Source organism: Kitasatospora indigofera (assembly GCF_014655955.1).
Lineage (GTDB): Bacteria > Actinomycetota > Actinomycetes > Streptomycetales > Streptomycetaceae > Kitasatospora > Kitasatospora indigofera.
In genome coordinates, this window is the sequence record NZ_BNBO01000035.1 from 1 (window position 1) to 25570 (window position 25570).

The window sequence follows — 25570 nt, forward strand, 5'->3', positions numbered from 1 at the left end:
CCTCGGACGGCTTCACCACCCTGAACACCGTCTCCACCATCGGCTCCTTCCTGCTCGGCCTGTCGATCCTGCCGTTCCTCTACAACGTCTGGAAGACCGCCAAGTACGGGGAGAAGATCGAGGTCGACGACCCGTGGGGCTACGGCCGCTCGCTGGAGTGGGCGACCTCCTGCCCGCCGCCGCGGCACAACTTCCTCACCCTCCCGCGCATCCGCTCGGAATCCCCGGCGTTCGACCTGCACCACCCGGAGATCGCCGCGCTGGACTACCTGGAGGCGCACGGTGAGCCGGCCAAGCACTTCGCCGGCGTGACCCCGGCCAAGTACGACAACCCGCAGCTGGGCAAGGGCAAGAAGGACGGCGACGCCTGATGAAGGAACAGGGCAAGATCTTCCTGGGCTTCGCGGTCTTCATCCTCGCGATGGCCATCACGTACGGCATCTGGACCTCGAAGAGCGACATCGGCTTCGAGGCGGCCGGTACCACCGCGCTGGTCCTGGCCTTCGGCCTCTGCGCCATGATCGGGTACTACCTCGCCTTCACCGCCCGCCGGGTGGACAGCGGCGCGGGTGACAACCCCGAGGCCGAGGTCGCGGACGACGCCGGCGAGCTGGGCTTCTTCGCCCCGCACAGCTGGCAGCCGCTGGCGCTCGCGATCGGCGGCGCGCTCGCCTTCTGCGGCGTGATCTTCGGCTGGTGGCTGCTCTGGTGGTCGCTGCCGATCATCCTGATCGGCCTGTACGGCTGGGTCTTCGAGTTCTACCGGGGCGAGGACCAGAACCAGTAGGTTCCTCCCGCTCATCCACAGGGCCGGGCTTCCCGCAAGGGGCGCCCGGCCCTGCTGCGTCCGCCGGGTGGCGGGCTCACCCCTCCGGCTCAGCGCGGGGTCCTCCGGATGTCGCTCCCCGCTCGGTGTTCCTACGATCTGAACAATCGTGCGACCCCTCGGAGGCGGGCATGACCGGCAGGCGCGGCACCTCAGGCATACGCAGCAGCATCTCCCTCGCACTCATCTGCATAACCCCGCTGGCCGCCTGCTCCTCGGGCGGCTCGGAGCAGGCCACCGAGCCCTCCCGCACGGTGGACGCGGCCCCGCTGGTGCACACCTCGGCCACCGGCGCCCTGGACCCCTCACAGCCCCTCACCGTGACCGCCGAGCCGGGCACCCGGCTCACCGACGTCACCCTCAGCGGCCCGGACGGTCACCTGGTCGCCGGCAAGCTCTCCGAGGACCAGCGCAGCTGGCAGAGCACCGGCCATCTGAAGGCCGCCACCAGCTACACCGTCAGGATCGCCGCCGACGACGGCAAGGGCGGCCGGGGCGAGACCAGCTCCACCTTCAGCACCGTCGCGGCGCAGCGGCTGCTCACCGCCCAGCTCGGCCCCGACTCCTCGGGCAGCGGCGTCTACGGCGTCGGCCAGCCGCTCACCGTGAAGCTCTCCGAGGCGGTCAAGGACCCGGCGGCCCGCCAGGAGGTGGAGAGCGCCCTGCGGGTGGTCTCCCAGCCCGCGGTGATCGGCGCCTGGTACTGGGTCGACGACCAGAACCTGCACTTCCGCCCGAAGGACTACTGGCCGGCCAACGCCACGGTGGCCCTGAGCTTCGACGGCGAGGGCGTCCGGATCTCCGACGGCCTGTACGGCGGCCCGCCGGCCACGCTGGCCCTGAAGACCGGCGACCGGGTCGAGAGCGTGGTCGACGCCGCCACCCACGAGCTGACCCTCACCCGCAACGGCCAGCCGGTGCGCACCATCCCGGTCACCACCGGCAAGCCCGGCTTCTCCACCCGCAACGGCATCAAGGTGGTGCTCGGCCAGGAGCGCACGGTCCGGATGAGCGGGGAGTCGATCGGGATCGCGGCCGGCAGCTCGGAGTCCTACGACCTCCAGGTCGAGTGGGCCACCCGGGTCACCTGGAGCGGCGAGTACGTCCACGCCGCGCCCTGGTCGGTGGCCTCCCAGGGGGTCGACAACGTCAGCCACGGCTGTACGGGGATGAGCACCGAGAACGCCAAGTGGTTCTTCGAGCAGACCCGGGTCGGCGACCTCGTCCAGGTGATCAACAGCAAGGGCGCCGGCATGGAGCCCTTCGGCAACGGGTTCGGCGACTGGAACCTCACCTGGGACGACTGGGTGAAGCACAGCGCCACCGGGAAGCCGGTCAGCACCGACGGCCCGGTGGGCCAGGGGCAGGCGGCCGCGGTGATCCTCCCGCAGCTGTAGCGGACAGGGCGCCGGGGGCTTTCCCCGGCGCCCCGTGCGGTGCGGCCCCCGTGCGGCTCCCGTCCCGCTCCCGCGCCCGTCGTCCGGCCAGGGCGGCCACCGCCGGACGGTCAGGAGACCTCGTAGGCCATCCGCAGGGCCGTCGCGACGGCGGCCTCGGCGTCCGCCCGGGGGACGCCGAGGCGCCGGGCCCGCTCCGCGTACTCGGTGGCGGCGGCGGCCGTCAGACGGTGGGCGGTGTCGCCGGTGGCGGCGATCAGGGTGCCGCGCCGGCCGTGCGTCTCGACCACGCCTTCGGCCTCCAGCTCCCGGTAGGCCCGGGCCACGGTGTTCGCGGCCAGCCCGAGCTGCTCGGCCAGCGCCCGTACGGTCGGCAGCTTCAGGCCGGTGGGCAGTTCGCCGCTGCGGGCCTGCCCGGCGATCTGGGACCGGATCTGCTCGTACGGGGGAGTGGCGGCATCGGGGTCGACGGACAGCTGCACGAGGGCTCCTGACGGACGGCGGGACGGTACGGAAAAGCCCGAGGGCCGCCGACCAGGGAAGTCTGGTCAGCGGCCCTCGGGGGTGACGCGGGGTGCGTACGGGATCAGTGGTGGCCGTGGCCGCTGGTGATCTCGTGGTGCTCCTCGGCGGTCGGCTTGGCGATCTGGCTGCCTTCGCCGTAGAAGCCGTGGGAGAGCTTGGCACGGGTCTTGGTGAGGATGCCGGTCTTGGCGGCGACACCGTTCTCGTCCACCTCGGCCGGCAGCTCCATCGGCAGCGGCTGGTCGTGCGCGGTGAGCTTGTGCAGCTTGTCCTGCGGCAGCTGCGCGTGCACCTCGACGAACTCGCCGTGCGGCAGGCGCTTGATGACACCGGTCTCGCGGCCGTGCAGCACCTTGTCCCGGTCACGGCGCTGGAGGCCGAGGCACCAGCGCTTGGTGATCACGAAGGTGATCACCGGGACGACGAAGAAGCCGACCCGGACGAAGTACGTGATGTCGTTGATCGACAGGTGCAGGTGGGTCGCGATGAGGTCGTTGCCACCACCGATCAGCAGCACCAGGTACAGGCTGATCCAGGCCGCGCCGAGGCCGGTGCGGACCGGGGCGTTGCGCGGGCGGTCCAGGATGTGGTGCTCGCGCTTGTCACCGCTGACCCAGGACTCGATGAACGGGTAGATCGCGATGACGGCCAGCACCAGCGGGAAGATCATCAGCGGCACGAACACACCCATGTTCAGGGTGTGGCCCCAGGCGCGGATCTCCCAGCCCGGCATGATGCGGATCAGGCCCTCGGAGAAGCCCATGTACCAGTCCGGCTGGGCGTCGGTCGACACCTGGTCGGGGCGGTACGGGCCGTACGCCCAGATCGGGTTGACGGTCGCGATCGCGGCCATCGCCGAGATGATGCCGAAGACCAGGAAGAAGAAGCCACCGGCCTTGGCCATGTAGACCGGCATCAGCGGCATGCCGACGACGTTCTTCTCGGTCTTGCCCGGCCCGGCCCACTGGGTGTGCTTGTGGTAGAAGACCAGGATCAGGTGCGCGACCAGCAGGCCCACCATCACGCCCGGGATGAGCAGGATGTGGATGGTGAAGAAGCGCGGAATGATGTCCGTGCCCGGGAACTCCCCGCCGAACAGGAAGAACTGGAGGTAGGTGCCCACCAGCGGGACGGCCAGGATCGCGCCCTCCATGAAGCGGATACCCGTACCGGAGAGCAGGTCGTCCGGCAGCGAGTAGCCCATGAAGCCGTCGAACATGCCCAGGAAGAGCAGCAGGAACCCGAAGATCCAGTTGACCTCGCGGGGCTTGCGGAACGCGCCGGTGAAGAACACGCGCATCATGTGCACGAGCATCGCGGCGACGAACACGATCGCGGCCCAGTGGTGGATCTGGCGGATCAGCAGGCCACCGCGGACGTCGAAGCTGATGTCCATCGTGGAGGCGTAGGCCTCCGACATCCTGATCCCGTTCAGCGGGGCGTAGGAGCCGTGGTAGACGACCTCGCCCATGCTGGGGTTGAAGAAGAGCGTCAGGTAGACACCCGTCAGGATGATGATGATGAAGGTGTAGAGGCAGATCTCACCGAGCATGAAGGACCAGTGGTCCGGGAAGATCTTGCGCAGGTTGGCCTTGGCGAGGGAGTAGATCCCCAGCCGGCCGTCCGCCCAGTCCGCTACCGCCTCGGCCTTGTTGGCGGGCTTTTCGCGGGTGCTGGCCGGCTTGGACGCGCCACTGGTGGCGCTGTTCGCGGCACTCATGAGCGCTCCCAGAAACTCGGGCCGACGGGCTCCGCGAAGTCGCCGGTGGCGACCAGGAAGCCCTCTTCGTTGGTGGTGATCTTCAGCTGCGGCAGCGGGTGACCGGCCGGGCCGAAGATCACGCGGGCGCCGTCCGCCAGGTCGAAGGTCGACTGGTGGCAGGGGCACAGCGCGTGGTGCGTCTGCTGCTCGTAGAGGCTGATCGGGCAGCCGACGTGCGTGCAGATCTTGGAGTAGGCCAGGATGCCCTCGAAGCCGAGCTCCGCGGAGTCCTTGTCCTTGATGTTCTCCGGGGCGATCCGGACGAGCATCAGCGCGTCCTTGGCGATCTGCTGCTGGAAGGTCTCGTCGTCCTCCTCCAGGCCCTCGGGCTTGGCGAAGGTCAGCGAGCCGACGACGATGTCCTCGGCCTTCATCGGCTTGTTGGTGTTCATGTTGACCAGCGGCAGCGGGTGCTCCGGCGTGGCCAGGTCCCAGCCGGTGTGCTGCAGCTTCTTCTCGGGCAGCGGGCCCAGGTCGCGCAGCAGCACCACTCCCGACAGCGGGACGAGCGCCATCGAGCCGATCAGGGTGTTGCGGATCATCTTGCGGCGGCCGAAGCCGGACTCGGCGGCGCCGGTCTTGAACTGCTCGATGACGTCCGCGCGGACCTCGTCGTCAGCCTCGATCGGGTGCCGCTCCGCCGGGAGCTCGTGGTCCGACATCAGCGTGCGGGCCCAGTGGACCGCGCCCGCGCCGATGCAGAACAGCGCCACCCCGAGGGTCAGGCCGAGCGCGAAGTTCAGCGCGCTGACGTGGCCCAGCGGGAAGATGTAGACGATCTTGTCCGCGTCGATCGCTACGTAGGAGGCGATGAAGCCCACCGTGGCGAGCATCGACACGACGAACATCAGCGAGACCTGGCGCTCGGCGCGCTTGGCCGCCCGCTCGTCGATGTCGGTGCGACGCGGTTCGTGGGCCGGCAGGCCCGGGTCGGCGAACGGGTCACCGTGCGTGGCGACCTCGTGCTGCCCTGCGGAGCCGTGCGACTCCGGGAGCTTGTCTTCTGACATGTCGTGGCTCATGACTTCCGGGCCTTGGTGGTGTGGGCGGCGACCCAGATCGCGACCGCGATGAGCACGCCGAGACCGAAGATCCAACCGAACAGACCCTCGGTCACCGGACCGAGGCTGCCCAGGGTCAGACCACCGGGGTTGGGCTCCTCGTCGAGGTGGCGGACGAAGGCCACGATCTGGCGCTTCTGCTCCTCGGGCATGGTCGTGTCCGGGAACGAGGGCATGTTCTGCGGGCCGGTCTGCATGGCCTCGTAGATGTGCTTGGCGTCCACACCCTCCAGCGAGGGGGCGTACTTGCCCTGGGTCAGGGCACCGCCCTGGCCGGCGAAGTTGTGGCACTGGGCGCAGTTGGTGCGGAACAGCTCGCCGCCCGCAGCCACGTCATCCGGGTTGGTCGAGGTGTACTGCTTCTCGGTCGGCGCAACCGGGCCCGGGCCGAGCGACGCGACGAACGCCGCGAGCTGGTCGATCTCGTGCTGGGTGTAGATGTTCTTCTTCTTCGGCACCTGGGCGCCGGGCTGCTGGGCCGGCATGCGGCCCGTGGCGACCTGGAAGTCGACCGCGGCGGAGCCGACGCCGACCAGGCTCGGACCGTCACTGCTGCCCTCGCCGTTGAGGCCGTGGCAGGAGGAGCAGCCGACCGCGAAGAGCTTCTTGCCCTCGTCGATCGCGAGCGACTGCGCGGCGGTGTCGGCCTGCGCCTTCTCGGCGGGCGCGAACGCGGCGTACAGCCCCCCGGTGGCCGCCAGGGCGAGAAGTAGAACGACCAGCGCCGCCAGTGGGTGGCGCCGTCGTGCGGAGAGCTTTTTCACGGAATAACCCCGGTGTCAGGATCTGGTCGACTGGTGGGTGCGCCCGGCGGCCGGTCTGGCCGGAACGGCAGGCTGCCTGTCTAGGGCTGCGCGCGCGGTCGGTCGGTGGGTGCGTCGTTCACCGGCAGCAGGGTCGTCTTCGGTGAGGGCGCCCCGCGGCCGGCGGCCAGCGACCTGATCAGCTGGTTACTTGATCAGGTAGATGGTCGCGAACAGGCCGATCCACACGACGTCGACGAAGTGCCAGTAGTACGACACCACGATGGCGGCCGTGGCCTGCTCGTGCGTGAAGCGCTTGGCAGCGTACGTGCGCCCCAGGACCAGCAGGAAGGCGATCAGACCGCCCGTCACGTGCATACCGTGGAAGCCGGTGGTCAGGTAGAACACCGTGCCGTACGGGTCGGAGGACAGCGACAGGCCGTCCTTCTTGACCAGCTCGGTGTACTCGAAGATCTGGCCGCCGATGAAGATCGCGCCCATCACGAAGGTGATGACGAACCACGAGCGGAGCTTCTTCACGTCACCGCGCTCGGCGGCGAAGACGCCGAGCTGGCAGGTCAGCGAGGAGAGCACCAGGATCGTGGTGTTGACGGAGGAGAAGGGCACGTTGAGCGCGTGCGCCTTCTCGCTCCAGAACTCCGCCCCCTTCACGGAGCGGAGAGTGAAGTACATCGCGAAGAGGGCCGCGAAGAACATCAACTCGGAACTCAGCCAGACGATCGTTCCGACGCTGACCATGTTCGGCCGGTTGACCGATCCGTGCGCGTGCCCGGTTTCTACTGCTGTTGCTGTCGCCACGACGGACATTATGTCGGTCCCTTATTCCGTCTTCACGCCGGGGGGTCTCCCTCGGAGTGTCCGGTGCGTGCGATATGCCCCGTTGGGGGCCGAGAGCGGCTCCGACGGCCCGGTCGGCGCGACTATGTCCGTTTTCTGACGGTTGTTCGGGCCCCCGGGGGGCCTCCGGAGGGCTCCGAGCACTCCTTTGCCCTGCGTGTCGGGGGCCCCGCCGCCCACCGGGTCGGCTAGCGGGTCCGCCGTACGGGTGGTCTTCGTGCGTCAGGGTGACGCGGTGCCCCCGGGCGGGTGACGGTTCAGCGCGGCGCCTTGGAACCGGCGCCGCCCGCTCCGCCCGGAGGCCGCTCCCGGGCGGATCGCGCGGGAGGGGCTCCACGGCGGGTGATCGGGAGTAGCATCCGGAAGAGGTGGACGTGGTCCGGATCACATCTGAGGGAGCAGGGCCCCATGGCGCACACGACCGACGAGACGCTCACCGTCCTCGTCTACAGCGATGACCGCAACACCCGCGAGCAGGTGCGGACGGCCCTCGGCCGGCGCCCGGCCGCGGATCTTCCCGAACTCGACTACCTGGAGTGCGCGACCACGCCCGCCGTGCTCCGCGCACTGGAGAAGGGCGGGGTGGACCTCTGCGTCCTGGACGGCGAGGCCGTGCCGGCCGGCGGGCTGGGCCTGGGCCGCCAGCTGAAGGACGAGATCTACGGCTGCCCGCCCGTGCTGGTGCTGATCGGCCGGCCGCAGGACTCCTGGCTGGCCGCCTGGAGCCGGGCGGACGCCGCCATCTCCCACCCGGTGGACCCGGTGGCGCTGGCCGAGGCCGCCGCCACCCTGCTCCGCAACCGGATCGCGGGCCGGACCCCGGCGACTCACTGACGTTCCCGGCCTGCTGACGGCCCGGGCCCACCGACGGCCCGGGCCTGGTGCGCCCCGGCGCCCGGCATCCGGTACGGCCCGGCATCCGCCGGCGTGCGTACGGGGTGCCGGGCGTCCTGCTGCCCGCCCCGGCCGACCCGGCGCGGAGCCCGCCCCCGTGCGGATGCCCGGTGCCCGGGCGGCCGGGACCGTTGCACCCGCCTTCCGGCGCCGCCGTCCCCGTCATGAGCCCGTCCCCGTCATGAGCCCGTCCTTGTCACGGAGCCGACCCGGCGCCGGAGCCGTCCGGTGCGGGAGCCGTCTCAGTACTAGAGAAGAGGGGCGGCGGCGGGGGCTGCCGCGCCGCGCCGCTGGATAGGCTGGCCTCCTGGTTCCCGGAGCCCTTCCGGCAACACTGACGAGAGCTGGAGTCAGCCATGGTGAACGCGCACCCTGCGAACGGCGGCAACGACCCCGTGCAGGTGGTCCGCGTCTGGCCGGATCTCCTGTCGGCGCTGCTGCGGGGCGAGGACCTCACCCAGGAGGACACCGCCTGGGCGATGGACCAGATCATGAGCGGCGCGGCGAGCCCCGCGCAGGTGGCCGGCTTCATGGTGGCGCTGCGGGCCAAGGGCGAGACGGTCGACGAGATCACCGGCCTGGTCGACGCAATGTACTCGCACGCCGAGCCGCTGCACATCCCCGGCCCGGCCGTGGACATCGTGGGCACCGGCGGCGACCGCGCCAAGACCGTCAACATCTCCACCATGTCGGCGATCGTCGCCGCCGCCGCGGGCGCCAAGGTGGTCAAGCACGGCAACCGCGCCGCCTCCTCGGCGAGCGGCTCCTCGGACGTGCTGGAGAAGCTCGGCATCAGCCTCGACCTGCGGGCCGCGCGGGTGGCCGAGATCGCCGAGGAGGTCGGCCTGACCTTCTGCTTCGCGGCGAAGTTCCACCCGGCGATGCGGCACGCCGCCACCGCCCGGGCCGAGCTCGGCGTACCGACGGCCTTCAACATCCTCGGCCCGCTCACCAACCCGGCCCGGGTGACCGCGCACGCGGTCGGCTGCTTCGACACCCGGCTGGCCGGGCTGATCGCCGGCGTGCTGGCCCGGCGCGGCTCGACCGCGCTGGTCTTCCGCGGTGACGACGGACTGGACGAGCTGACCATCTCCACCACCTCGCGGGTCTGGATCGTGAAGGGCGGCGTGGTCACCGAGACCTCCTTCGACCCGCGCGAGGTCGGCATCGAGCTGGTCGGCATCGAGGCGCTGCGCGGGGCGGACGCCGCCTACAACGCGGACGTCGCGCGCCGGCTGCTGGCCGGGGAGCGCGGGCCCGTCCGGGACGCCGTGCTGCTGAACACCGCGGCCGCCCTGGTGGCGCTCGACCTGACCGAGGCGCCGCTGGCCGAGCAGCTGGCGGCCGGGATCGCGCGGGCCGCCGAGGCCGTCGACTCCGGCGCGGCGCAGTCCCTGCTGAAGCACTGGGCCGAGGCGAGCAGCCGGCGCTGACCGGCCGTTGTCGCAGGAGTGGACCGGCGGCGCCGTCCGCCGCCGGGGCCCGGTCCGGGATCCGGACGGCCCCGGCGGCCCGGTCCCGGCCGCCGACCTGGTGCTCAAGGCCCGCGGGGCGGTGCTCCGCGGGCCTTCGCCGTACCCGCGCGCGGCGCCCCTCGTCCACATGCCGGACTCCTGTTTGACCATCAGGCGGGCGCCGCCTAATGTTTTCGCCAGGTCATGAGTGACAGCGACAAGCCCCAGCTTGCTGTCCGGCAACCCTCCGTCCGTGGCGGGGTGCCCTGGGTGAGGACCGGGTCACGCGGCAGTCCGTCCGCGTGGCAAGCGCGGACCACCGGCGTATCTGCACTCCCGGGGTCCTGACCTCAGAGGAGTGCACTCCCATGTCTGTGACCACCGATCTCTGCGCCCCGCTCGCCGTCCTCGGCCACGACGTCCAGGTCCCGCTGGTGAACGGCGAGAAGGTCGCCTACGCCGCCCTCGACTACGCCGCCAGCTCCCCGGCGCTCCAGCGGGTCTGGGACGACGTCGCCGCCTACGCCCCCTACTACGGCAGCGTGCACCGCGGCGCCGGCTACCTCTCGCAGCTGTCCACCGACCTGTTCGAGCAGAGCCGCCGCACCGTCGAGGAGTTCCTCGACCTGCGCGAGGGCGACCAGGTGGTCTTCACCCGCGCCACCACCGACTCGCTGAACCTGCTGGCGGGCGCGCTGCCGGCCGGCACCGAGGTGTTCGTGTTCGAGACCGAGCACCACGCCTCGCTGCTGCCCTGGCGCCGCGACGGCCTGACCGTCTCCTACCTGCGCGCCCCCCGCTCGCACGCCGAGGCGGTCGCCGCGCTGGACACCGCCCTGGCCGGCGCGGGCGAGGGCACGAAGCTGTTCTGCGTCACCGGCGCCTCCAACGTCACCGGCGAGCTGTGGCCGGTCGCCGAGCTCACCCGCACCGCCCACCGGTACGGCGCCCGGGTCGTCCTGGACGCCGCCCAGCTCGCCCCGCACCACCGGGTCTCGGTCCGCGAGCTGGACGTGGACTGGGTCGCCTTCTCCGGCCACAAGCTGTACGCGCCGTTCGGCTCGGGCGTGCTGGCCGGCCGCCGCGACTGGCTGGACGCCGCGGAGCCGTACCTGGCCGGTGGCGGCGCCACCCGCACCGTCGCCCGCGAGGCGGACGGCTCGGTCGCGGTCGAGTGGAACTCCGGCCCGGCCCGCCACGAGGCCGGCTCCCCGAACGTGATCGGCGCCTACGCGATCGCCGCCGCCTGCCGGGCGCTGAGCGAGGCCGGCTTCGACGCGCTGGAGGCCCGCGAGCAGCAGCTGATCGCCCGGCTCAAGGCCGGCCTGGCCGAGATCCCCGAGGTCAAGGTGCTCAGCCTGTTCGGCGACACCCCGCTGCTCACCGACGTCGCCCGGGTGGGCGTGCTCTCCTTCGTCGTCCAGGGCTGGAACAGCTCGCACTTCTCGGCGGCGCTGTCCGCCGAGTACGGCATCGGCGTGCGCGACGGCCTGTTCTGCGCGCACCCGCTGGTCCGCACCCTGCTCGGCGGCGAGGAGGCCCCGCCGTCCGAGTGCGGCGCGCCGGAGGCCTCGCTGCCGGGCGAGCGCAGCCTGAACGCGATCCGGGTCAGCTTCGGCGCCGGGACCCCGGACGAGCACGTGGACCGCTTCCTGACCGCCGTCCGCGAGCTGGTCACCGACGGCGCCGCCTGGAGCTACCGCAGCGAGGGCGGGCGCTGCGTCGCCGACACCCGCCGGGCGGCCTGAGCCCGGGGCAGTCCGGCCGGAGCGGCCCGGGCCGGCGAGGCCGGGGCCGCCGCCGGGAGCGGCCGGGGAGCCCGGCCGCCACCCGCCGCCCGCTACTCGCCCAGGCCGAGGGCGAAGGCGGCCTCAAGGTCGTGCTGGGAGTACGTGCGGAAGGCGATCTGGGTCTCGGTGTGCTCCACGCCGGGCACCTTGTTCAGCCGGCCCGGGATCACGTCGGCCAGGTCGTCGTGCCGGCGCACCCGGACCATCGCCACCAGGTCGTAGCCGCCGGTCACCGAGTAGACCTCGCTGACACCCTCGATGGCCGTGATCGCCTCGGCGATCTCCGGGATGCGGTCGACGCTGGTCTTGATCAGGACGATGGCGGTGATCACTCTGCTGCTCCTTTGTGGGGTGCGGCCAGCGTAGCCGCCGCCCTGCCCGGCGTCAGTCCGCCCACGCGGCCCGCTTGCCGGGTGCCCCGGCGTTCCCGGACGGCCCGGCGTCGCCGGGCCGGCTCAGCCGGTCCGGCGCGGACCGGGGCTCCGGCGCGGCGGGCGCGGGTGGGCGGCCCAGGTGAGGAGGAAGCCCGCGCTGAAGCCGATCACGTGCACCAGGTACGCCACACTGCCCGGGCCCGGCGGCTGCCCGCCGCCGTCCAGGCCGGTGGAGCGCACCGACCACCACTGCAGCGCGAACCAGAGCCCCAGCACCAGCCAAGCAGGGAAGCGCAGCGGGAGGAAGAGGAAGAGCGGTACCAGCGTGGTCACCCGGGCCTTCGGGTACAGCCGCAGGTAGCCGCCGAGCACCGCCGCGATCGCCCCCGAGGCGCCGATCAGGACCCGGTCCGCCCCCGCCGCGTGCGCCTGCGCCAGCGCGTAGCCGTAGGTGGCGAGGGTGCCCACCGCCAGGTAGAAGACCAGGTAGCGGACCCGTCCGAGGCGTTCCTCCACGCCGGCGCCGAAGACGTAGAGGAAGAGCATGTTGCCGAGCAGGTGCAGCCAGCCGGCGTGCAGGAACAGCGAGCTGAGCACGGACAGCGCCGGTGACTTCCCCGGGGTGGGGCCCACCTCGCAGCCCGGCGGCTGGACGATCCGCCCGGCCGCCAGCGGGCGGTGCTCCAGCAGTTCGGCCGGCACCGCCCCCCAGCGCTGCTCGAACCGCTGCTCGGCGCAGACCCGGGCCTGCCCGGTGCCGTAGAGCGGGTTGAGGCCGGCTGCCGGGCCGAGCAGGAACACCAGGGTGTTCAGGGCGATCAGGGCGTAGGTGACCACCGGTGCGGGGACGGCCGGACGCCCGTCCCGCGCGCCGGTGTGGTCGAGGACCGGGATCGCCATGCCGGGGAGCATTCCTCGGGCGCGCGGCGGTGACACCGCGCTGTACTGCGTGTGGGTGACCGTCACCGGTTCGGACCGGTGACGGGTGGAGACGGCCCAGGCAATAGGCTTGGGGCGGGCATTCCCCGCCTCCCGCCGCCGACGCCGGGCTCCGGGGGGAGCGCCTCCCGCCCAGACCAGGGAACCGCCGAGAGGACCCCCCGATGACCGTCCCCGCCCTGACCGCTGAGACCCGCTGGCGCTGCACGCTGTGCGGCAACCTGACCCGCTTCGACGTGACCCGCACCGCGCGGGTCGTCGAGTACCTGCACTTCGACCTGGCGGGCGACTCCAAGGTCGAGGAGACCGAGGTGCTGGCCGAGACCGTCGAGTCGGTGCGCTGCCGCTGGTGCAACGCGGTGGACCAGGTCGAGCTGGTGGACCGTCCGGGCGCCGAGGCCGAGGCCGCCGAGCAGGCCTGACCCGCCGGCCGGGGCCGGTCGTCCCGGCCCCGGGCCCGCCGGGGGCGACCGGCCCACCCGCGCGGGCCCACCGCCCCGGCCCCGGGCCCCGGCGGGCCGGGCGCCCCCCGGCCGCGGGAGTGTGGCGTGGCGCGGGGTGGGGCACCGTACAGGGACAATTGCAGAGAGCGGTGAGTTTCAGGGCAGCGGCAGCCGGCCGTGAGCACTCCGCAGAACAGGATCGGAGCCGAGGACGTGGTGGACGCAGCGAGGGAGCCCGCCGGACCGCAGGGGCAGCAGCCCGCTGTGGACGCCCGGCCCCCGGACGCGGTCGAGGCCGTCCCGGCCGGTGCTGAGACCACGGACGGGGACACCGCCCCGGACGCCGGCCCGGCCGTGCCCGGGACGCCCCCGGGCGAGGGGGACGCCGAGGAGCGGGCGGGCGAGCAGCTCGACCGCCCGCTGCCCGAGGGCGTCCGCCGCCGGGTGGTGGGCATCGCCGCCGACGCGCTGGGCGGCCTGCCGGTCGCCGAACTGCCGCTCTCGCTGCGCCAGTACGCCAAGTTCACGCCGGCCCGGCGGGCCAAGTACGCGGCCACCGCGCTGGCCGCCGCGCTGGAGTCGGAGCCCGCGTTCCGGGTGCGGATAGCGGACCGGCTGCGGCTGGGCCAGCCCGACCTGGTGAAGGCGCTGGAGGCCGGCAACGTGCCCGGCGCCGCCGACCCGATGGACGTCGCCACCGCCGCCTACCTGCTGCGCCCGCCCGGCTGGGCCCGGCTGGTCGAGCAGGCCGGCGAGCTCGCCGAGCGGGCCGGCGCCGAGGGCGCGGCCGCCGAGTCGGCCCGGCTGGCCGAGAAGCTGCAGGCGGAGCTGGCCGAGCTGCGGGCCGCCGCGCGGAACGACCTGGAGCGCCAGCGCGCCGAGTCGGAGAGCGTGCGCAAGGAGGCGGAGTCGCTGCGCAAGAAGGTGCGCTCGCTGGAGAGCGACACCCGGCGGGCGCAGGCCGAGACCCGCAAGCTGGCCGCCGAGCTGGAGGCGCTGCGCGCCTCGTCGACCGCCGAGCGCAGTGCCGCCGACGGCGAGGCCCGCCGGCTGAAGCACCGGATCTCCGAACTGGAGACGGCGGTGGAGCACGGCCGGCGCTCGGCCCGCGAGGGACGCAGTGTGGAGGACATGCGGCTGCGGCTGCTGCTCGACACCGTCCTGCAGTCGGCGCAGGGGCTGCAGCGGGAGCTGGCGCTGCCGGTCGCCCGGATCCACCCGGCCGACCTGGTGGAGGCGGTGGAGCCGGCCTCCGCCTCGCCGCACGACGTGGCCCGGCGGGCGCTCGCGGAGGACGATCCGGCGCTGCTGGACCAGCTGCTGGCGATCCCGCAGGTCCATCTGGTGGTGGACGGCTACAACGTCACCAAGACCGGCTACCCGTCGCTGCCGCTGGAGCAGCAGCGGATCCGGCTGCTCGGGGGGCTGGCGATGCTCGCGCAGCGCACCCAGGCCGAGGTCACCTGCGTCTTCGACGGGCAGGACCTCGACGTCCCGGTGATCATGGCGCCGCCGCGCGGGGTCCGGGTGCGGTTCAGCCGGACGGGGGAGACGGCGGACGAGCTGATCCGCCGGCTGGTGCGGGCCGAGCCGCAGGGGCGCCCGGTGGTGGTGGTCTCGACCGACCGGGAGGTCGCGGACGGCGTGCGCAACGCCGGCGCGCGCCCGGTGGCCTCCGTCCTGCTGCTCAACCGGCTGGCCCGGTCCTGAGCGGGTGCGGGCCCGGTGCTGAGCCGGGGTCGGGCCGTGGCCTGCGGGGCCAGGCCTGGGCCGGGGCGGGGCCGGCCGGCCGGGGGCCGGGCCGCCGGCCTTGACAGCTGGTCAGGGCCCGGACGGCGGGAGTGTGTGGATCAGGTGAATTCCCGGCCGAGGCCTCAAGTTGGTGGCCCTGCGGGAGTGGCGGATTGCGCTGATCTTCACTAGGGTCTGGCGTCAAACCTATTTTCCGGATACTCACTCGTTCGGGTGAGCCCGCAGGAAGAAGGAGCCGGTCCTTGGCCTCCCACCGCCGTCCGAAGCAGCCGAGCCGCGCGCGGGTGACCGTGCTCACCGCTGCCGCCGCGACCGCGGTCGCTCTGTCCGCCCAGATGAGCGCACACGCCGCGCCCACCACGCCCTCCAAGAAGGAGGACGTGAAGGCGCAGATCGACAAGCTCAACGAGGAGCAGGAGCAGGCCGCCGAGCGCTACAACGGCGCCAAGGAGCGGGCCGACCAGCTCCGCAAGCAGGCCGACCAGCTCCAGGACCAGGTGGCGCGGGGCCAGGACCAGATGACCCACCTTCAGGCGGGTCTGGCCGAGGTGGCGGGCGAGCAGTACCGCACCGGCGGCATCGACCCGTCCGTCCAGCTGATGCTCGCCTCGGACCCGTCCGGCTACCTCCAGCAGGCGACCAGCGTCCAGCAGGCGACCTCCAGCCAGGCGGAGGCGCTCAAGGGCCTCCAGGACCAGCAGCGCCGGCTCGACCAGCAGAAGATCGAGGCCGCGGCCATCCTCTCCTCGCTGGACGAGACCACCAAGGACCTGAACCAGGCCAAGGCGGACGTCAACCAGAAGCTCAAGGAGGCGCAGGCGCTGCTGAACACGCTCAGCGCCGCCGACCGCGCCTCGGTGGTCCAGGGCGACGGCCGCGCCTCGCGCGACTCCGTCCGGGTCGACCTCGGCACCCTGCCGCAGGCCGCCGGGTACGCCGGTGTCGCCGTGGCCAAGGCGATGAGCAAGCAGGGCGCGCCCTACGTCTGGGGCGCCACCGGGCCGAGCACCTTCGACTGCTCGGGCCTGATGGTGTGGGCGTACGGCCAGGCCGGCGTCTCGCTGCCGCGCACCTCGCAGTCCCAGGGCAACGTCGGCGTGCGGGTGCCCTCGCTCGCCGAGGCCCAGCCGGGCGACCTGGTCGTCTACGGCTCGGACCGCCACCACGTCGGGATGTACATCGGCAACGGGCTGGTCGTGCACGCGCCGCACACCGGCGACGTGGTCAAGGTGATGAAGGCCGACGCCATGCCGATCAACACGATCCGCCGGGTCTGACGCACCGCGGGGCCGGGTCCGGGCGCCGCCGCCCGGGCCTCCCGTCCGCCGGGCCCCGTCGCCCGGGCCCGCCCACCGGTGCGCCCGGCCGCCCGAGCGGCCCGTCCGCCGGGCCGCGGGTACGCCCCGGGCGGCGCGCGGCGGACGGCCGGGGCCGGAGGGACTCCCGGGGGGCGTGAGGACTCCGCCCGTGGCCGACAACGAGCCCATTTCGGACATTTCCTGATTGTTCGCCACCTCCGACATGCCCGGGCGCCCCAGGGTCCCGCTGTGATCTGGAACACGTGCCTCCGGGGCATCGGCGACCACATGGTGAAAAACCATCAGCCCTGGGTGGACGGACGATCACATCCGGTCACAATCCCCGCCGGGTTCGGACGGAGTTCCAACTTTTTTCCTACAACGATTTGAACGGATCACGGTTTCGTTACTAGGGTCATGACTCGAACCACCGCACAGTCGATCACCCAAGCCTGGGTGGCGGCGGTGGTTACCGCCGAGTCCGAGAAGCAGCCGGGCAGTCAACTGCCCACGGGGAAGCCCCCGCAGGGGGTGCTGTGCATCGGAGCCGGGGAACCACGTTCCTCGGGGTGAATCGGCGCCAGGTCGGCAGGCCGTCGTGAGACGGTGAGCCGGTGAGGCGTCGTAGGGCATCTCTTCCAGCCCGAACCCGTCAGCTCACCCGGTAGGCGGCCGTAGGAAGAAGGAGTCCGCCTTCGTGGCGTCCCATCGTCGTCCCAAGCCCGCCAGCCGCGCCCGCGTCTCGATCATGACCGCCGCCGCCGCGGCCGCGGTGGCCCTGTCCGCCCAGGGTGGCGCCCACGCCGACCCGGTGCAGACCAAGGACCAGGTCAAGGAGCAGGTCGACCAGCTCAACGAAGAGGCCGAGGTCGCCACCGAGGCGTACAACGGTGCTCAGGCCAAGCAGCAGGAGCTGCAGAAGCAGGTCGGCGAGATCCAGGACCGCGTGGCCCGCCAGCAGTCCCAGGTGATCGACCTTCAGGGCGGCCTCGCCGAGATCGCGGCGGAGCAGTACCGCAACGGCGGGATCTCCCCGACCGTCCAGCTGATGCTCTCCACCAGCCCGGACAACTTCCTGAGCCAGGCCGGCTCGATCAACCAGGCCGGCGACTCGCAGAGCAACGCGCTCAAGGAGCTCCAGGCCCAGCAGCGCAAGCTGGACCAGGACAAGACCGAGGCGCAGGGCAAGCTCACCGAGCTGGACAGCACCACCCAGCAGCTCAAGGCCAGCAAGGACGAGGTCCAGGCCAAGCTCGCCAAGGCGCAGCAGCTGCTCAACACGCTGACCGAGCAGGAGCGCGAGGCGCTGCGGGCCGCCGAGGCCAAGGCCGCCGCGGACGCGAAGGCGAAGGCCGACGCCACCAAGGCGCAGACCGAGCGCGCCTCCCGCGACACCGCCCGCAGCCCGCTCACCGGTGGCGCCCCCGCCGCCGCCACCCCGGCGCCCGCGAACGTCCCCGCCAGTGGCCGGGCCGCCGCCGCGATCGCCGCCGCCGAGAGCAAGCTCGGTGCCCCGTACAAGTACGGCGCCACCGGCCCGAGCTCTTTCGACTGCTCGGGCTTCACCGGCTGGGCCTACGCCCAGGCGAACGTGTCGCTGCCGCGCACCTCGCAGGCGCAGGCCTCGGCCGGCACCCGGATCGGCACCAACATCGCCGACGCGCAGCCCGGCGACCTCATCATCTACTACGGCGGCATGACCCACGTGGGTCTGTACGTCGGCGGCGGCCAGATCATCCACGCCCCGCACACGGGTGCGAACGTCCGCTACGAGTCCGCCACCGTGATGCCGATCTCGGCCATCGTGCGGATCTGACGCGGCCCGCTCCGCAGTTCCGCCGGCTCTTTCCGCAGGCCCGGCCCCCGGTTCGTCCGGGGGCCGGGCCTGCGGCGTTCCGGCCATCCGGGCTGATGTCCGATTGGGGGTCAAATATTCGGGTTGGGAGGGGTTTGGACTCGGCCGCGAGGACTCGCTAACGTCTGCCCCCGGACCTCCGCTCGGACGGTCGCCCACCCCGGGCGGCGGCGGTGGCCCGGGCCGCAGGAATGGAGCCGCGCCGTATGGCGATGCACCGCCGTCACCCACTGCCAGGTGTGCACACGCTGGTCCGCGCGCTGGTGCTCACCGCCGCCGCCGGCACCGCGCTGGGTGTGGCGGCCGGCGGCAGCGCCTTCGCCGCTCCCGGCACACCTGACGGCCCGCCGGACCGCAAGGACGTCAAGGCCCAGGTCGACCAGATCTACGACGAGGCCGAGCAGGCCTCCGAAAAGTACAACGCGGCCCTGGAGCACCAGCGCCGGCTGCAGAGCGAGACCGGCGCCCTCCAGCAGCAGGTGGCGGCCGGCCAGGACGAGCTCAACCGGCTGCACGGCGAGCTCGCCACGGTGGCCGGCGCCCAGTACCGGGCCGGCGGGATCGCCCCGACCGCCCAGCTGATGCTCGCCTCCGACCCCGAGGGCTACCTGTCCCGGGCCCGCAGCCTGGACCAGGTCGCCGAGCGGCAGAGCGAGACCCTGCGCGAGGTGGCGGAGCGGCAGCGCCGGCTGGACCAGCGCCGCAGCGAGGCCACCGCCAAGCTCGCCGAGCTGGAGGAGGCCCGGCACGCGCTGGCCGACAGCAAGGAACAGATCCAGCAGCGGCTGACCAGGGCCCAGCGGCTGCTGAACAGCCTCGGCGTGGCCGGCCGGGCCCGGCTGGTCGCCCAGGACGCCCGGGACGCCGAGCAGCGCGCCACCCGCGGCACCGACCGGCTTGACCTCGGCACCGCCCCGCCCGCCTCGGACCGCGCCGCCGCCGCGCTGGCCGCCGCCGTCACCCGGATCGGCTCGCCGTACGTGTTCGGGGCGAGCGGGCCCGGCGCGTTCGACTGTTCGGGTCTGATGTACTGGAGCTGGCGGCAGGCCGGCGTGAGCCTGCCGCGGACCTCTCAGGGCCAGGCGCGCGCGGGACAGCGGGTCGCCCTGGCCGACGCACGACCGGGAGACCTGGTGATCTTCTACGGCGACAGGCACCACGTCGGGATGTACGCCGGCGGTGGCGTCGTCGTGCACGCGCCCTACCCGGGCGCGCGGGTCCGCTACGAGAGCGTCAACGCGATGCCGGTGACCGAGGTGGTCCGGCTCTGATCCCTCCCCGGCCGCTCCAGGCGGACCTCGCCCGCGACCTGCCCGGTGACGACACCGGGACGGGGCGGCCCGCGCTGTCCCGGCCGGTGCTGTCGCGGCGCGGGGCGCTGCTGCTGGCCGCCGGCGGCCTGGCCCAGCTCTCGCTGCCGCCCGCCACCGCCGCCCGCCCCGCCACGGCGCGGGGCGCCGGCCCCGCCGAGCTGTCGGCGCTGCTCGCGGCCCGCGCGGACGCGGTGCGCACCCGCGACCCGGCGGCCGCGGCCGCCGGCAGCACCGCCGCCGGCCGCCCGGCCGTCGCCGAGCTGCTCTCCAGGACCGCCGCCGTCCCGCTGGCCGGGCTGGCCTACCGGGTGACCTCGGCGGGCCCGCCGGACGCCGCCGGGCGGGCGGTCGTCCGGGCCGAGCTGGCGGTCCGGATCGCCGGCTACGACGAGTACCCCGTGCTGTTCCCCCGGCGGCTGGAGCTGGCCCGGGAGGGCGGCGTCTGGCGGGTCGGGCGGGAGGAGCCGGACGGCGGCGCCGCACCGCTCTGGGACCTGGGCGGCGCCGAGGCCGTCGCGGGCGCGCACTGCCTGGTGCTGGCCACGGCCGGCGGCGCCGTCCGGCCGGCCGCGCTGGTGGAGGTCGCCGACCGGGCGGTGCCGGCGGTCAGCGCGGTCTGGGGCGGGGACTGGGCCGGGCGGCTGCTGCTGGAGCTGCCGGCCGGGCAGGAGCAGTTCGCCCGGCTGCTGGACGTCCCGCCGGCCGACTGGGCGGACATGGCGGCCGTCACCACGGCCGCCGCGGGCGCCCCCTCGCACACCCCGGCCGACCGGGTCCTGGTCAACCCCGAGGCGTTCACCCGGCTGAGCGACCTGGGCCGGCAGGTGGTCACCACCCACGAGGCCACCCACGTCGCCACCAGGGCCGACACCAGGCCCTGGACGCCGCTCTGGCTCTCCGAGGGCGCCGCCGACTGGACCGGCTACCTGGGCACCGGCCGCACCACCCGGCAGATCGCCCCCGAGCTCGCCCGCGACGTGGCCGCGGGACGGGTGCCGACCGCGCTGCCGGCCGACGCGGACTTCACGGCGGGCGCGGCCGGCATCGCCCAGGCGTACGAGCTGTCCTGGCTGGCCTGCGACCTGATCGCGACCCGGTACGGGCCGCAGCGGCTGGTCGCCCTCTACCGGGCGGTGGCCGCGGCGGGGCCCGGTGCCGGCCGCGAGGCGCAGCTCGACCAGGTGCTGCGGGCGGAGCTGGGCACCGGCCTGGCCGCCTTCACGGCGCGCTGGAGCGAGGAGATACGCACCCGGCTCTCCGGCACCGGCTGAGGCCGCGCGGCCCGCGCGCCGGGCCGGACCCGCGCCGGACCCGCCACACGGGGCCGGCCGGTCAGCGCTCGGCGCCGGCGTGCGGACGGTCGATGCCGTCCAGCAGGTCCTGCTCGTACGCGATGCCCGGACGGACGGGGTAGGCGGGGTTGGCGGTCAGCTCCAGCGGGGCCGGGAGCACCACCGTGGCGGTCAGGGTGGCCGGGGCCCGGCTGGAGCGCCACAGGCGCACGCAGGACAGCACGGCGGCGGCCAGCAGCAGCAGGTTGCGCAGCCCCAGGACGACGACGCCCCAGGTGTGGCTGGCGGTGACCTGGCCGAACAGCAGCGGGAACTCCAGCATGGTCAGCGGGGTGGCGAGCAGGACCAGCACCGCCACCGGGCGCTGGCTGGTCGCGCGGACGCTCAGGCAGACCGCGGCCACGCCCACCAGCCAGACCATGTACTGCGGGCTGATCACCCGGCTGGTCACGGTGAACACCAGCAGCGCGGCGAGCGCCGCGTCGTAGGTGGTGGCGGCGGTCCGGCGCTTCGCGGTCAGCCGCCAGAACAGCAGCCAGGCGAAGCCGGCCAAGGTCCCGGCCACCATCACCTTGGAGATGACGTCCACCCAGGGGCCGAGCATCTCGGTGGAGCCGTAGTTCATCTTCACCTGGCCGTCCCAGGTCCCGGCCATCCGCGCGAAGTGCAGCGGCATCGCGCCCAGCGACTCCACCTCGATGCCGCGGTCCTTCTGGAACTTCAGGAACTCGAAGGCGCCGTTCATGCCGGCCGCCAGCAGGAAGCCCAGGCTGCCCGCGGTGGCCGCCGCGGAGGTCCAGGACCGCCGGGTGCGGCGGCCGGACGGGGTGCCGATCAGGGCCAGCAGCGGCCAGACCTTGATGATGCCGCCCAGGCCCAGCAGCAGGCCGCCGATCGCCGGGCGCCGCAGCAGGGCCAGCAGCCCGGCCACCGCCAGCGCGGTGACCAGCAGGTCGTACCGGTTGTAGATCATCGGGCCGAGCAGCGGCACCCCGGCCACCCAGACCCAGGCGCCGCTGTAGCTGCGGCCGGCGCGTACGCCCGCGCGCATCAGCAGGCCCATCGACAGGGCGTCCACCACCCCGCAGATCACCCAGAAGGAGACCAGGTAGGACCAGGGCAGCAGGCCGGGGAGCATGATCACCAGGGCCGCGCCGGGCGGGTACTGCCAGGTCACGTCGTCCAGCGGGAAGGTCCCCGTCTGCAGCACGCCGTACCAGCCGTGGTAGATCACCGAGACGTCCGCGGTGATGTCCCCGCCGAGCCTGAGCACGCCGGTGACCATCAGCAGCAGCAGCGTCCGGGAGCCCAGCCAGCCGGCCCCGAGGGCCCAGAGGGCGCCGCCGGCCGGCCGCGGCGGCCCGGCGGGCGCCGGGACGACGACGGGCGGAGGGATGACGGCGGGCGCGCCCTCGGCGCCGGTGCCGTCGGCGCTGCCGGATCTGCCGGGCGTACCGGCCGGGGCCAACTCCACTGCGCTCCCTCGTTCGTCTCGCGTTCGTCTCCAAGTCCCGCCGCGGGCGTCACGCGACGCCGGGGGCACCTGCGGCCGGCGCCGGAACCGGCCGGCCGGGGCTCACCCGTACCTAGCTCTAGGACGGACCCGGGGGAGAAACGGTTGCCGTACGTCGTTCCGTTCCCGGCGGGTCGTGGTGGTGACCTATCGTACGGATCACCGAGCGGTACACCGAGCACCCCCCGACCGAGCGAGCCGTGGCCCGATGCACAAGACCTTGATCGTCACCAACGACTTCCCGCCGAGGCCCGGCGGTATCCAGGCTTTCGTCCACAACATGGCGGTACGTCAGCCCGCCGGGAGCGTGGTGGTGTACGCCTCCACCTGGCGGGACGGCGAGGAGTGCGCCCGGTTCGACGCCGAGCAGCCCTTCCAGGTGATCCGCGACCGGACGAAGGTGATGGTTCCCACACCCCGGGTCACCCGCCGGGCCGCCGAGATCCTCAAGGCCGAGAGCTGCGACTCGGTCTGGTTCGGCGCGGCCGCCCCGCTCGGGCTGATGGCGCCCGAGCTGCGCCGGGCCGGCGCCGGACGCCTGGTCGGGATGACCCACGGGCACGAGGCGGCCTGGGCCCAGCTGCCCGGCTCCCGGCAGCTGCTGCGCCGGATCGGCGCCGGCACCGACACCCTGACCTACCTCGGCGAGTACACCCGCTCCCGGATCGCCGCCGCGGTCGGCCCGGAGGCCGCCGCCCGGATGGTGCAGCTGCCGCCGGGCGTCGACGAGCAGACCTTCCACCCGGACTCCGGCGGCGCCGAGCTGCGCCGCGAGCTGGGGCTGGCGGACCGTCCGGTGGTGGTCTGCGTCTCGCGGCTGGTCCCGCGCAAGGGGCAGGACACCCTGATCGAGGCGATGCCGCAGATCCTCGCGGACGTGCCGGACGCCGTCCTGCTGATCGTCGGCGACGGCCCCTACCGGGGCGACCTGGAGCGGCTGGCCGACGCCCGCGGCGTCCGCGCCTCGGTGCGGTTCACCGGCGCGGTGCCCTGGTCGCAGCTGCCCGCGCACTACGGCGCCGGGGACGTCTTCGCGATGCCCTGCCGCACCCGCCGCGGCGGGCTGGACGTCGAGGGCCTCGGCATCGTCTACCTGGAGGCCTCGGCGACCGGCCTCCCGGTGGTGGCCGGCGACTCCGGCGGCGCGCCGGACGCGGTGCTGGAGGGCGAGACGGGGTACGTGGTGCCGGGCCGCTCGGCCCCGGACGTGGCGCAGCGGATCGTGCGGCTGCTGAACGACGAGGAGCTGCGCCGGCGCCTGGGCGAGGCCGGCCGCCGCTGGGTGCACCGCTCCTGGCGCTGGGACCTGCTGGCCGGTCGGCTGACCTCGCTGCTGGCCTCCTGAGCGGCAGACCTCCCGGGTCGCGGGCGCCCTGAGCCGCGGGCGCCCTGGGTCGCGGGCGCCCCGTGCGGCGGGCCCGCCGAGGGGCGGCCTGCCCCGCCCGACGGGTACGGCCCGCCGGTGACCGTCCGGGTTCGGACGGACGACCGGCGGGCCGTACCCGTGCGGCGGTGGGGATCAGCGCTGGTAGAGCGCCTCCACGTCCGCCGCGAAGTCCTTCAGCACCAGGTTGCGCTTGAGCTTGAGCGAGGGGGTGAGGTGCCCGCTGGCCTCGGAGAAGACGGTGTCCAGCACCCGGAACTTCTTCACCGCCTCGGCGTGCGAGACGGCGGCGTTGCCGTCGTCCACGGCGGACTGCAGAGCGGCCAGCAGGTCCGCGTCCTCGCGCAGTTCGGCGACGGTGGCGGTGGCCGGCTTGCCGTTGATCTCCTTCCAACGGGGGAAGAAGTCCTCGTCCACGGTGACCAGGCAGGCGATGAACGGCCGGCGGTCGCCCACCACCATGACCTCGCCGATCAGCGCGTGGGCGCGGATCCGGTCCTCGATCACCGCGGGGGCGACGTTCTTGCCGCCGGCGGTGACGATGATCTCCTTCTTGCGCCCGGTGATCGACAGGTAGCCCTCGTCGTCCAGGGTGCCCAGGTCACCGGTGGCGAACCAGCCGTCCTGCAGCGCCTCGGCGGTGGCCTTCGGGTTGTTCCAGTACCCGGTGAACACCTGCGGGCCCTTGAGCAGCACCTCGCCGTCCTCGGCGATCCGCACGGCGGAGCCCGGCAGCGGCTGCCCGACGGTGCCGATCTTCGGCTTGTCGTGCGGGTTGAAGGCGGTGGCCGCGCAGGTCTCGGTCAGGCCGTAGCCCTCCAGCACGGTGAAGCCGATGCCGCGGTAGAAGTGGCCCAGACGCTCGCCGAGCGGGGCCCCGCCGGAGATCGCGTGGGTGGCCCGGCCGCCCAGGGCCGCGCGCAGCTTGCTGTACACCAGCTTGTCGAAGACCGTGTGCTTCAGTCTCAGGCCCAGGCCCGCGCCGCCCTGGTCCAGCGCCCGGCTGTACGCGATGGCGGTGTCGGCGGCCCGGTCGAAGATCTTGCCCTTGCCGTCCGCCTGGGCCTTGGCCCGGGCGGTGTTGTAGACCTTCTCGAAGACCCGGGGGACGCCCAGGATCAGGGTCGGCCGGAACGAGGCCAGCTCGGCGGTGACGTCCTTGATGTCCGAGACGTGGCCCAGCTTGATCGGGGCGATCGCGGCGGCGATCTCGGCGATCCGGCCCAGCACGTGGGCGAGCGGCAGGAAGAGCAGCACCGAGCTCTCGCCGGTCCGGAACAGCGGCTCCAGACGGGCCGTCACGTTGCCCAGCTCGGCCAGGAAGTTGCCGTGGGTGAGCTGACAGCCCTTCGGGCGCCCGGTGGTGCCCGAGGTGTAGACGATGGTGGCGATCGAGTCGGCGGTCGGCACCGACCGGCGCTCGGTCACGGTCGCCTCGGTGACGTCGGCCCCGGCCACGGCGAGCGCGGCCAGCGCGCCCCGCTCGATCTGCCAGGTCTGCCGCAGCTCCGGCAGCCGCTCCCGGACCTGCTCGACCACGGCGGCGTGCGCGTCCGTCTCGGTCACCACCGCGACGGCCCCGGAGTCGCCGAGGATCCACTCGACCTGCTCGGCGGAGGAGGTCTCGTACACCGGGACGGTGATCGCGCCGGCCGACCAGATCGCGAAGTCCAGCAGGGTCCACTCGTAGCGGGTCCGCGACATCACGCCCACCCGGTCGCCGGGGGCGATGCCCGCCGCGATCAGGCCCTTGGCGGCGGAGTGCACCTCGGCCAGGAACTGCGCGGCGGTCAGGTCGCTCCACTGCCCGTCGGCCTTTCGGCTGAGCACCGCGACACCCGGGTGCCGCTCGGCGTTCTGGTGCACCAGGTCGGAGAGGTTACCGCCGCTCGGTACCTGGTAGAGAGCCGGAAGGCTGAAGTCGAGCAAGACTGCTCCTCGTTCGCGACGCTGCGGGACGCCAGGACGTTACTGCCCAGTAGGCGGGTTCGGCCAGGGGGGTCGGCTCCGGTGTTCGAAGCGTCACACCCGGGCCGCGCCCGGCCCGGCCGGGACGGGATCGTTCGAATGGCACCCTACGGCAGCGCCGGGGTGACC

Annotated in this window: 21 protein-coding genes, 1 pseudogene and 2 riboswitches; of the genes and pseudogenes, 13 read left to right on the top strand and 9 right to left on the bottom strand. The window is 73.3% G+C overall.

Translation table 11 applies throughout. The features are described 5' to 3' along the window. From IE329_RS25760 to IE329_RS25770, 3 genes and pseudogenes are all read left to right on the top strand, one after another. Positions 1-371, top strand: a pseudogene (locus tag IE329_RS25760) (cytochrome ubiquinol oxidase subunit I); the annotation flags it as partial. Continuing rightward, the gene (locus IE329_RS25765) at positions 371-787 is read left to right on the top strand and encodes a cytochrome c oxidase subunit 4 (protein ID WP_190213368.1); all 417 of its coding nucleotides are present in this window, start codon (positions 371-373) and stop codon (positions 785-787) included. The pseudogene IE329_RS25760 and the gene IE329_RS25765, both read left to right, overlap by 1 nt. A 170-nt stretch (positions 788-957) precedes the next feature. Further along, entirely contained in the window at positions 958-2223 is a 1266-nt protein-coding gene (locus IE329_RS25770; protein WP_190213369.1) for a L,D-transpeptidase, read from the top strand. A gap of 110 nt (positions 2224-2333) precedes the next feature. On the opposite strand, the gene IE329_RS25775 is transcribed toward IE329_RS25770, so the two are convergent. From IE329_RS25775 to ctaE, 5 genes are all read right to left on the bottom strand, one after another. After that, positions 2334-2705 (bottom strand): GntR family transcriptional regulator, encoded by a 372-nt coding sequence (locus IE329_RS25775; protein ID WP_190213370.1) that lies wholly within the window; start codon positions 2703-2705, stop codon positions 2334-2336. Positions 2706-2809: 104 nt separating this feature from the next. Continuing rightward, positions 2810-4468, bottom strand: a complete 1659-nt coding sequence (qcrB, locus tag IE329_RS25780) for a cytochrome bc1 complex cytochrome b subunit (protein ID WP_190213371.1) — start codon at positions 4466-4468, stop codon at positions 2810-2812. Continuing rightward, positions 4465-5532: a cytochrome bc1 complex Rieske iron-sulfur subunit gene (gene qcrA / locus IE329_RS25785; RefSeq protein ID WP_190213372.1), complete on the bottom strand. Its 1068-nt coding sequence runs from the start codon at positions 5530-5532 to the stop codon at positions 4465-4467. The genes qcrB and qcrA overlap by 4 nt, the downstream gene beginning before the upstream one ends. Beyond that, positions 5529-6335, bottom strand: a complete 807-nt coding sequence (gene qcrC / locus IE329_RS25790) for a cytochrome bc1 complex diheme cytochrome c subunit (protein ID WP_190213373.1) — start codon at positions 6333-6335, stop codon at positions 5529-5531. The genes qcrA and qcrC overlap by 4 nt, the downstream gene beginning before the upstream one ends. A gap of 186 nt (positions 6336-6521) precedes the next feature. Beyond that, positions 6522-7142: an aa3-type cytochrome oxidase subunit III gene (ctaE, locus tag IE329_RS25795; protein WP_073923280.1), complete on the bottom strand. Its 621-nt coding sequence runs from the start codon at positions 7140-7142 to the stop codon at positions 6522-6524. 438 nt (positions 7143-7580) lie between these two features. Between ctaE and IE329_RS25800 the strand changes: the two genes are divergently transcribed. The 3 genes from IE329_RS25800 to IE329_RS25810 all read left to right on the top strand — a co-directional run bounded on the left by IE329_RS25800 (position 7581) and on the right by IE329_RS25810 (position 11268). Further along, entirely contained in the window at positions 7581-8006 is a 426-nt protein-coding gene (locus IE329_RS25800; protein WP_073923281.1) for a response regulator, read from the top strand. A gap of 416 nt (positions 8007-8422) precedes the next feature. Beyond that, positions 8423-9499: an anthranilate phosphoribosyltransferase gene (gene trpD, locus IE329_RS25805; protein ID WP_190213374.1), complete on the top strand. Its 1077-nt coding sequence runs from the start codon at positions 8423-8425 to the stop codon at positions 9497-9499. A 221-nt stretch (positions 9500-9720) separates the two neighbouring features. Further along, positions 9721-9838: riboswitch (SAM riboswitch) on the top strand. Between the two features lie 50 nt (positions 9839-9888). Further along, a complete protein-coding gene (locus IE329_RS25810; RefSeq protein WP_190213375.1) occupies positions 9889-11268 on the top strand; it encodes an aminotransferase class V-fold PLP-dependent enzyme in 1380 nt (459 codons plus the stop codon). 92 nt (positions 11269-11360) lie between these two features. On the opposite strand, the gene IE329_RS25815 is transcribed toward IE329_RS25810, so the two are convergent. Together IE329_RS25815 and IE329_RS25820 are read right to left on the bottom strand one after the other, a co-directional pair. Further along, positions 11361-11642 (bottom strand): Lrp/AsnC family transcriptional regulator, encoded by a 282-nt coding sequence (locus IE329_RS25815; protein ID WP_190213376.1) that lies wholly within the window; start codon positions 11640-11642, stop codon positions 11361-11363. Positions 11643-11765: 123 nt separating this feature from the next. Beyond that, a complete protein-coding gene (locus tag IE329_RS25820) occupies positions 11766-12584 on the bottom strand; it encodes a rhomboid family intramembrane serine protease (protein ID WP_190213377.1) in 819 nt (272 codons plus the stop codon). 203 nt (positions 12585-12787) lie between these two features. Between IE329_RS25820 and IE329_RS25825 the strand changes: the two genes are divergently transcribed. The 6 genes from IE329_RS25825 to IE329_RS25850 all read left to right on the top strand — a co-directional run bounded on the left by IE329_RS25825 (position 12788) and on the right by IE329_RS25850 (position 20555). Beyond that, a complete protein-coding gene (locus IE329_RS25825) occupies positions 12788-13045 on the top strand; it encodes a hypothetical protein (RefSeq protein ID WP_190213378.1) in 258 nt (85 codons plus the stop codon). A gap of 375 nt (positions 13046-13420) precedes the next feature. Next, complete coding sequence (locus IE329_RS25830) at positions 13421-14776, top strand: NYN domain-containing protein (RefSeq protein ID WP_190213422.1); 1356 nt, start codon at positions 13421-13423, stop codon at positions 14774-14776. Positions 14777-15060: 284 nt separating this feature from the next. Continuing rightward, entirely contained in the window at positions 15061-16095 is a 1035-nt protein-coding gene (locus IE329_RS25835; RefSeq protein ID WP_190213379.1) for a C40 family peptidase, read from the top strand. Positions 16096-16638: 543 nt separating this feature from the next. Then, positions 16639-16803: riboswitch (cyclic di-AMP (ydaO/yuaA leader) on the top strand. Between the two features lie 10 nt (positions 16804-16813). After that, positions 16814-17932, top strand: a complete 1119-nt coding sequence (locus tag IE329_RS25840; RefSeq protein ID WP_190213380.1) for a C40 family peptidase — start codon at positions 16814-16816, stop codon at positions 17930-17932. A 245-nt stretch (positions 17933-18177) separates the two neighbouring features. Then, complete coding sequence (locus tag IE329_RS25845) at positions 18178-19242, top strand: C40 family peptidase (protein WP_190213381.1); 1065 nt, start codon at positions 18178-18180, stop codon at positions 19240-19242. An 86-nt stretch (positions 19243-19328) separates the two neighbouring features. Further along, complete coding sequence (locus IE329_RS25850) at positions 19329-20555, top strand: hypothetical protein (RefSeq protein ID WP_190213382.1); 1227 nt, start codon at positions 19329-19331, stop codon at positions 20553-20555. A 61-nt stretch (positions 20556-20616) separates the two neighbouring features. Here the strand turns inward: IE329_RS25850 and IE329_RS25855 are convergent, their stop codons facing one another. Then, complete coding sequence (locus IE329_RS25855; RefSeq protein WP_229927755.1) at positions 20617-22050, bottom strand: glycosyltransferase 87 family protein; 1434 nt, start codon at positions 22048-22050, stop codon at positions 20617-20619. Positions 22051-22297: 247 nt separating this feature from the next. Between IE329_RS25855 and IE329_RS25860 the strand changes: the two genes are divergently transcribed. Then, on the top strand, positions 22298-23434 hold the full coding sequence (locus IE329_RS25860) for a glycosyltransferase family 4 protein (RefSeq protein ID WP_190213383.1): 1137 nt from the start codon (positions 22298-22300) through the stop codon (positions 23432-23434). Positions 23435-23608: 174 nt separating this feature from the next. Here the strand turns inward: IE329_RS25860 and IE329_RS25865 are convergent, their stop codons facing one another. Continuing rightward, positions 23609-25402, bottom strand: coding sequence for an AMP-dependent synthetase/ligase (locus IE329_RS25865; protein ID WP_190213384.1), 1794 nt, complete (start codon positions 25400-25402; stop codon positions 23609-23611). Positions 25403-25570: the final 168 nt, after the last annotated feature.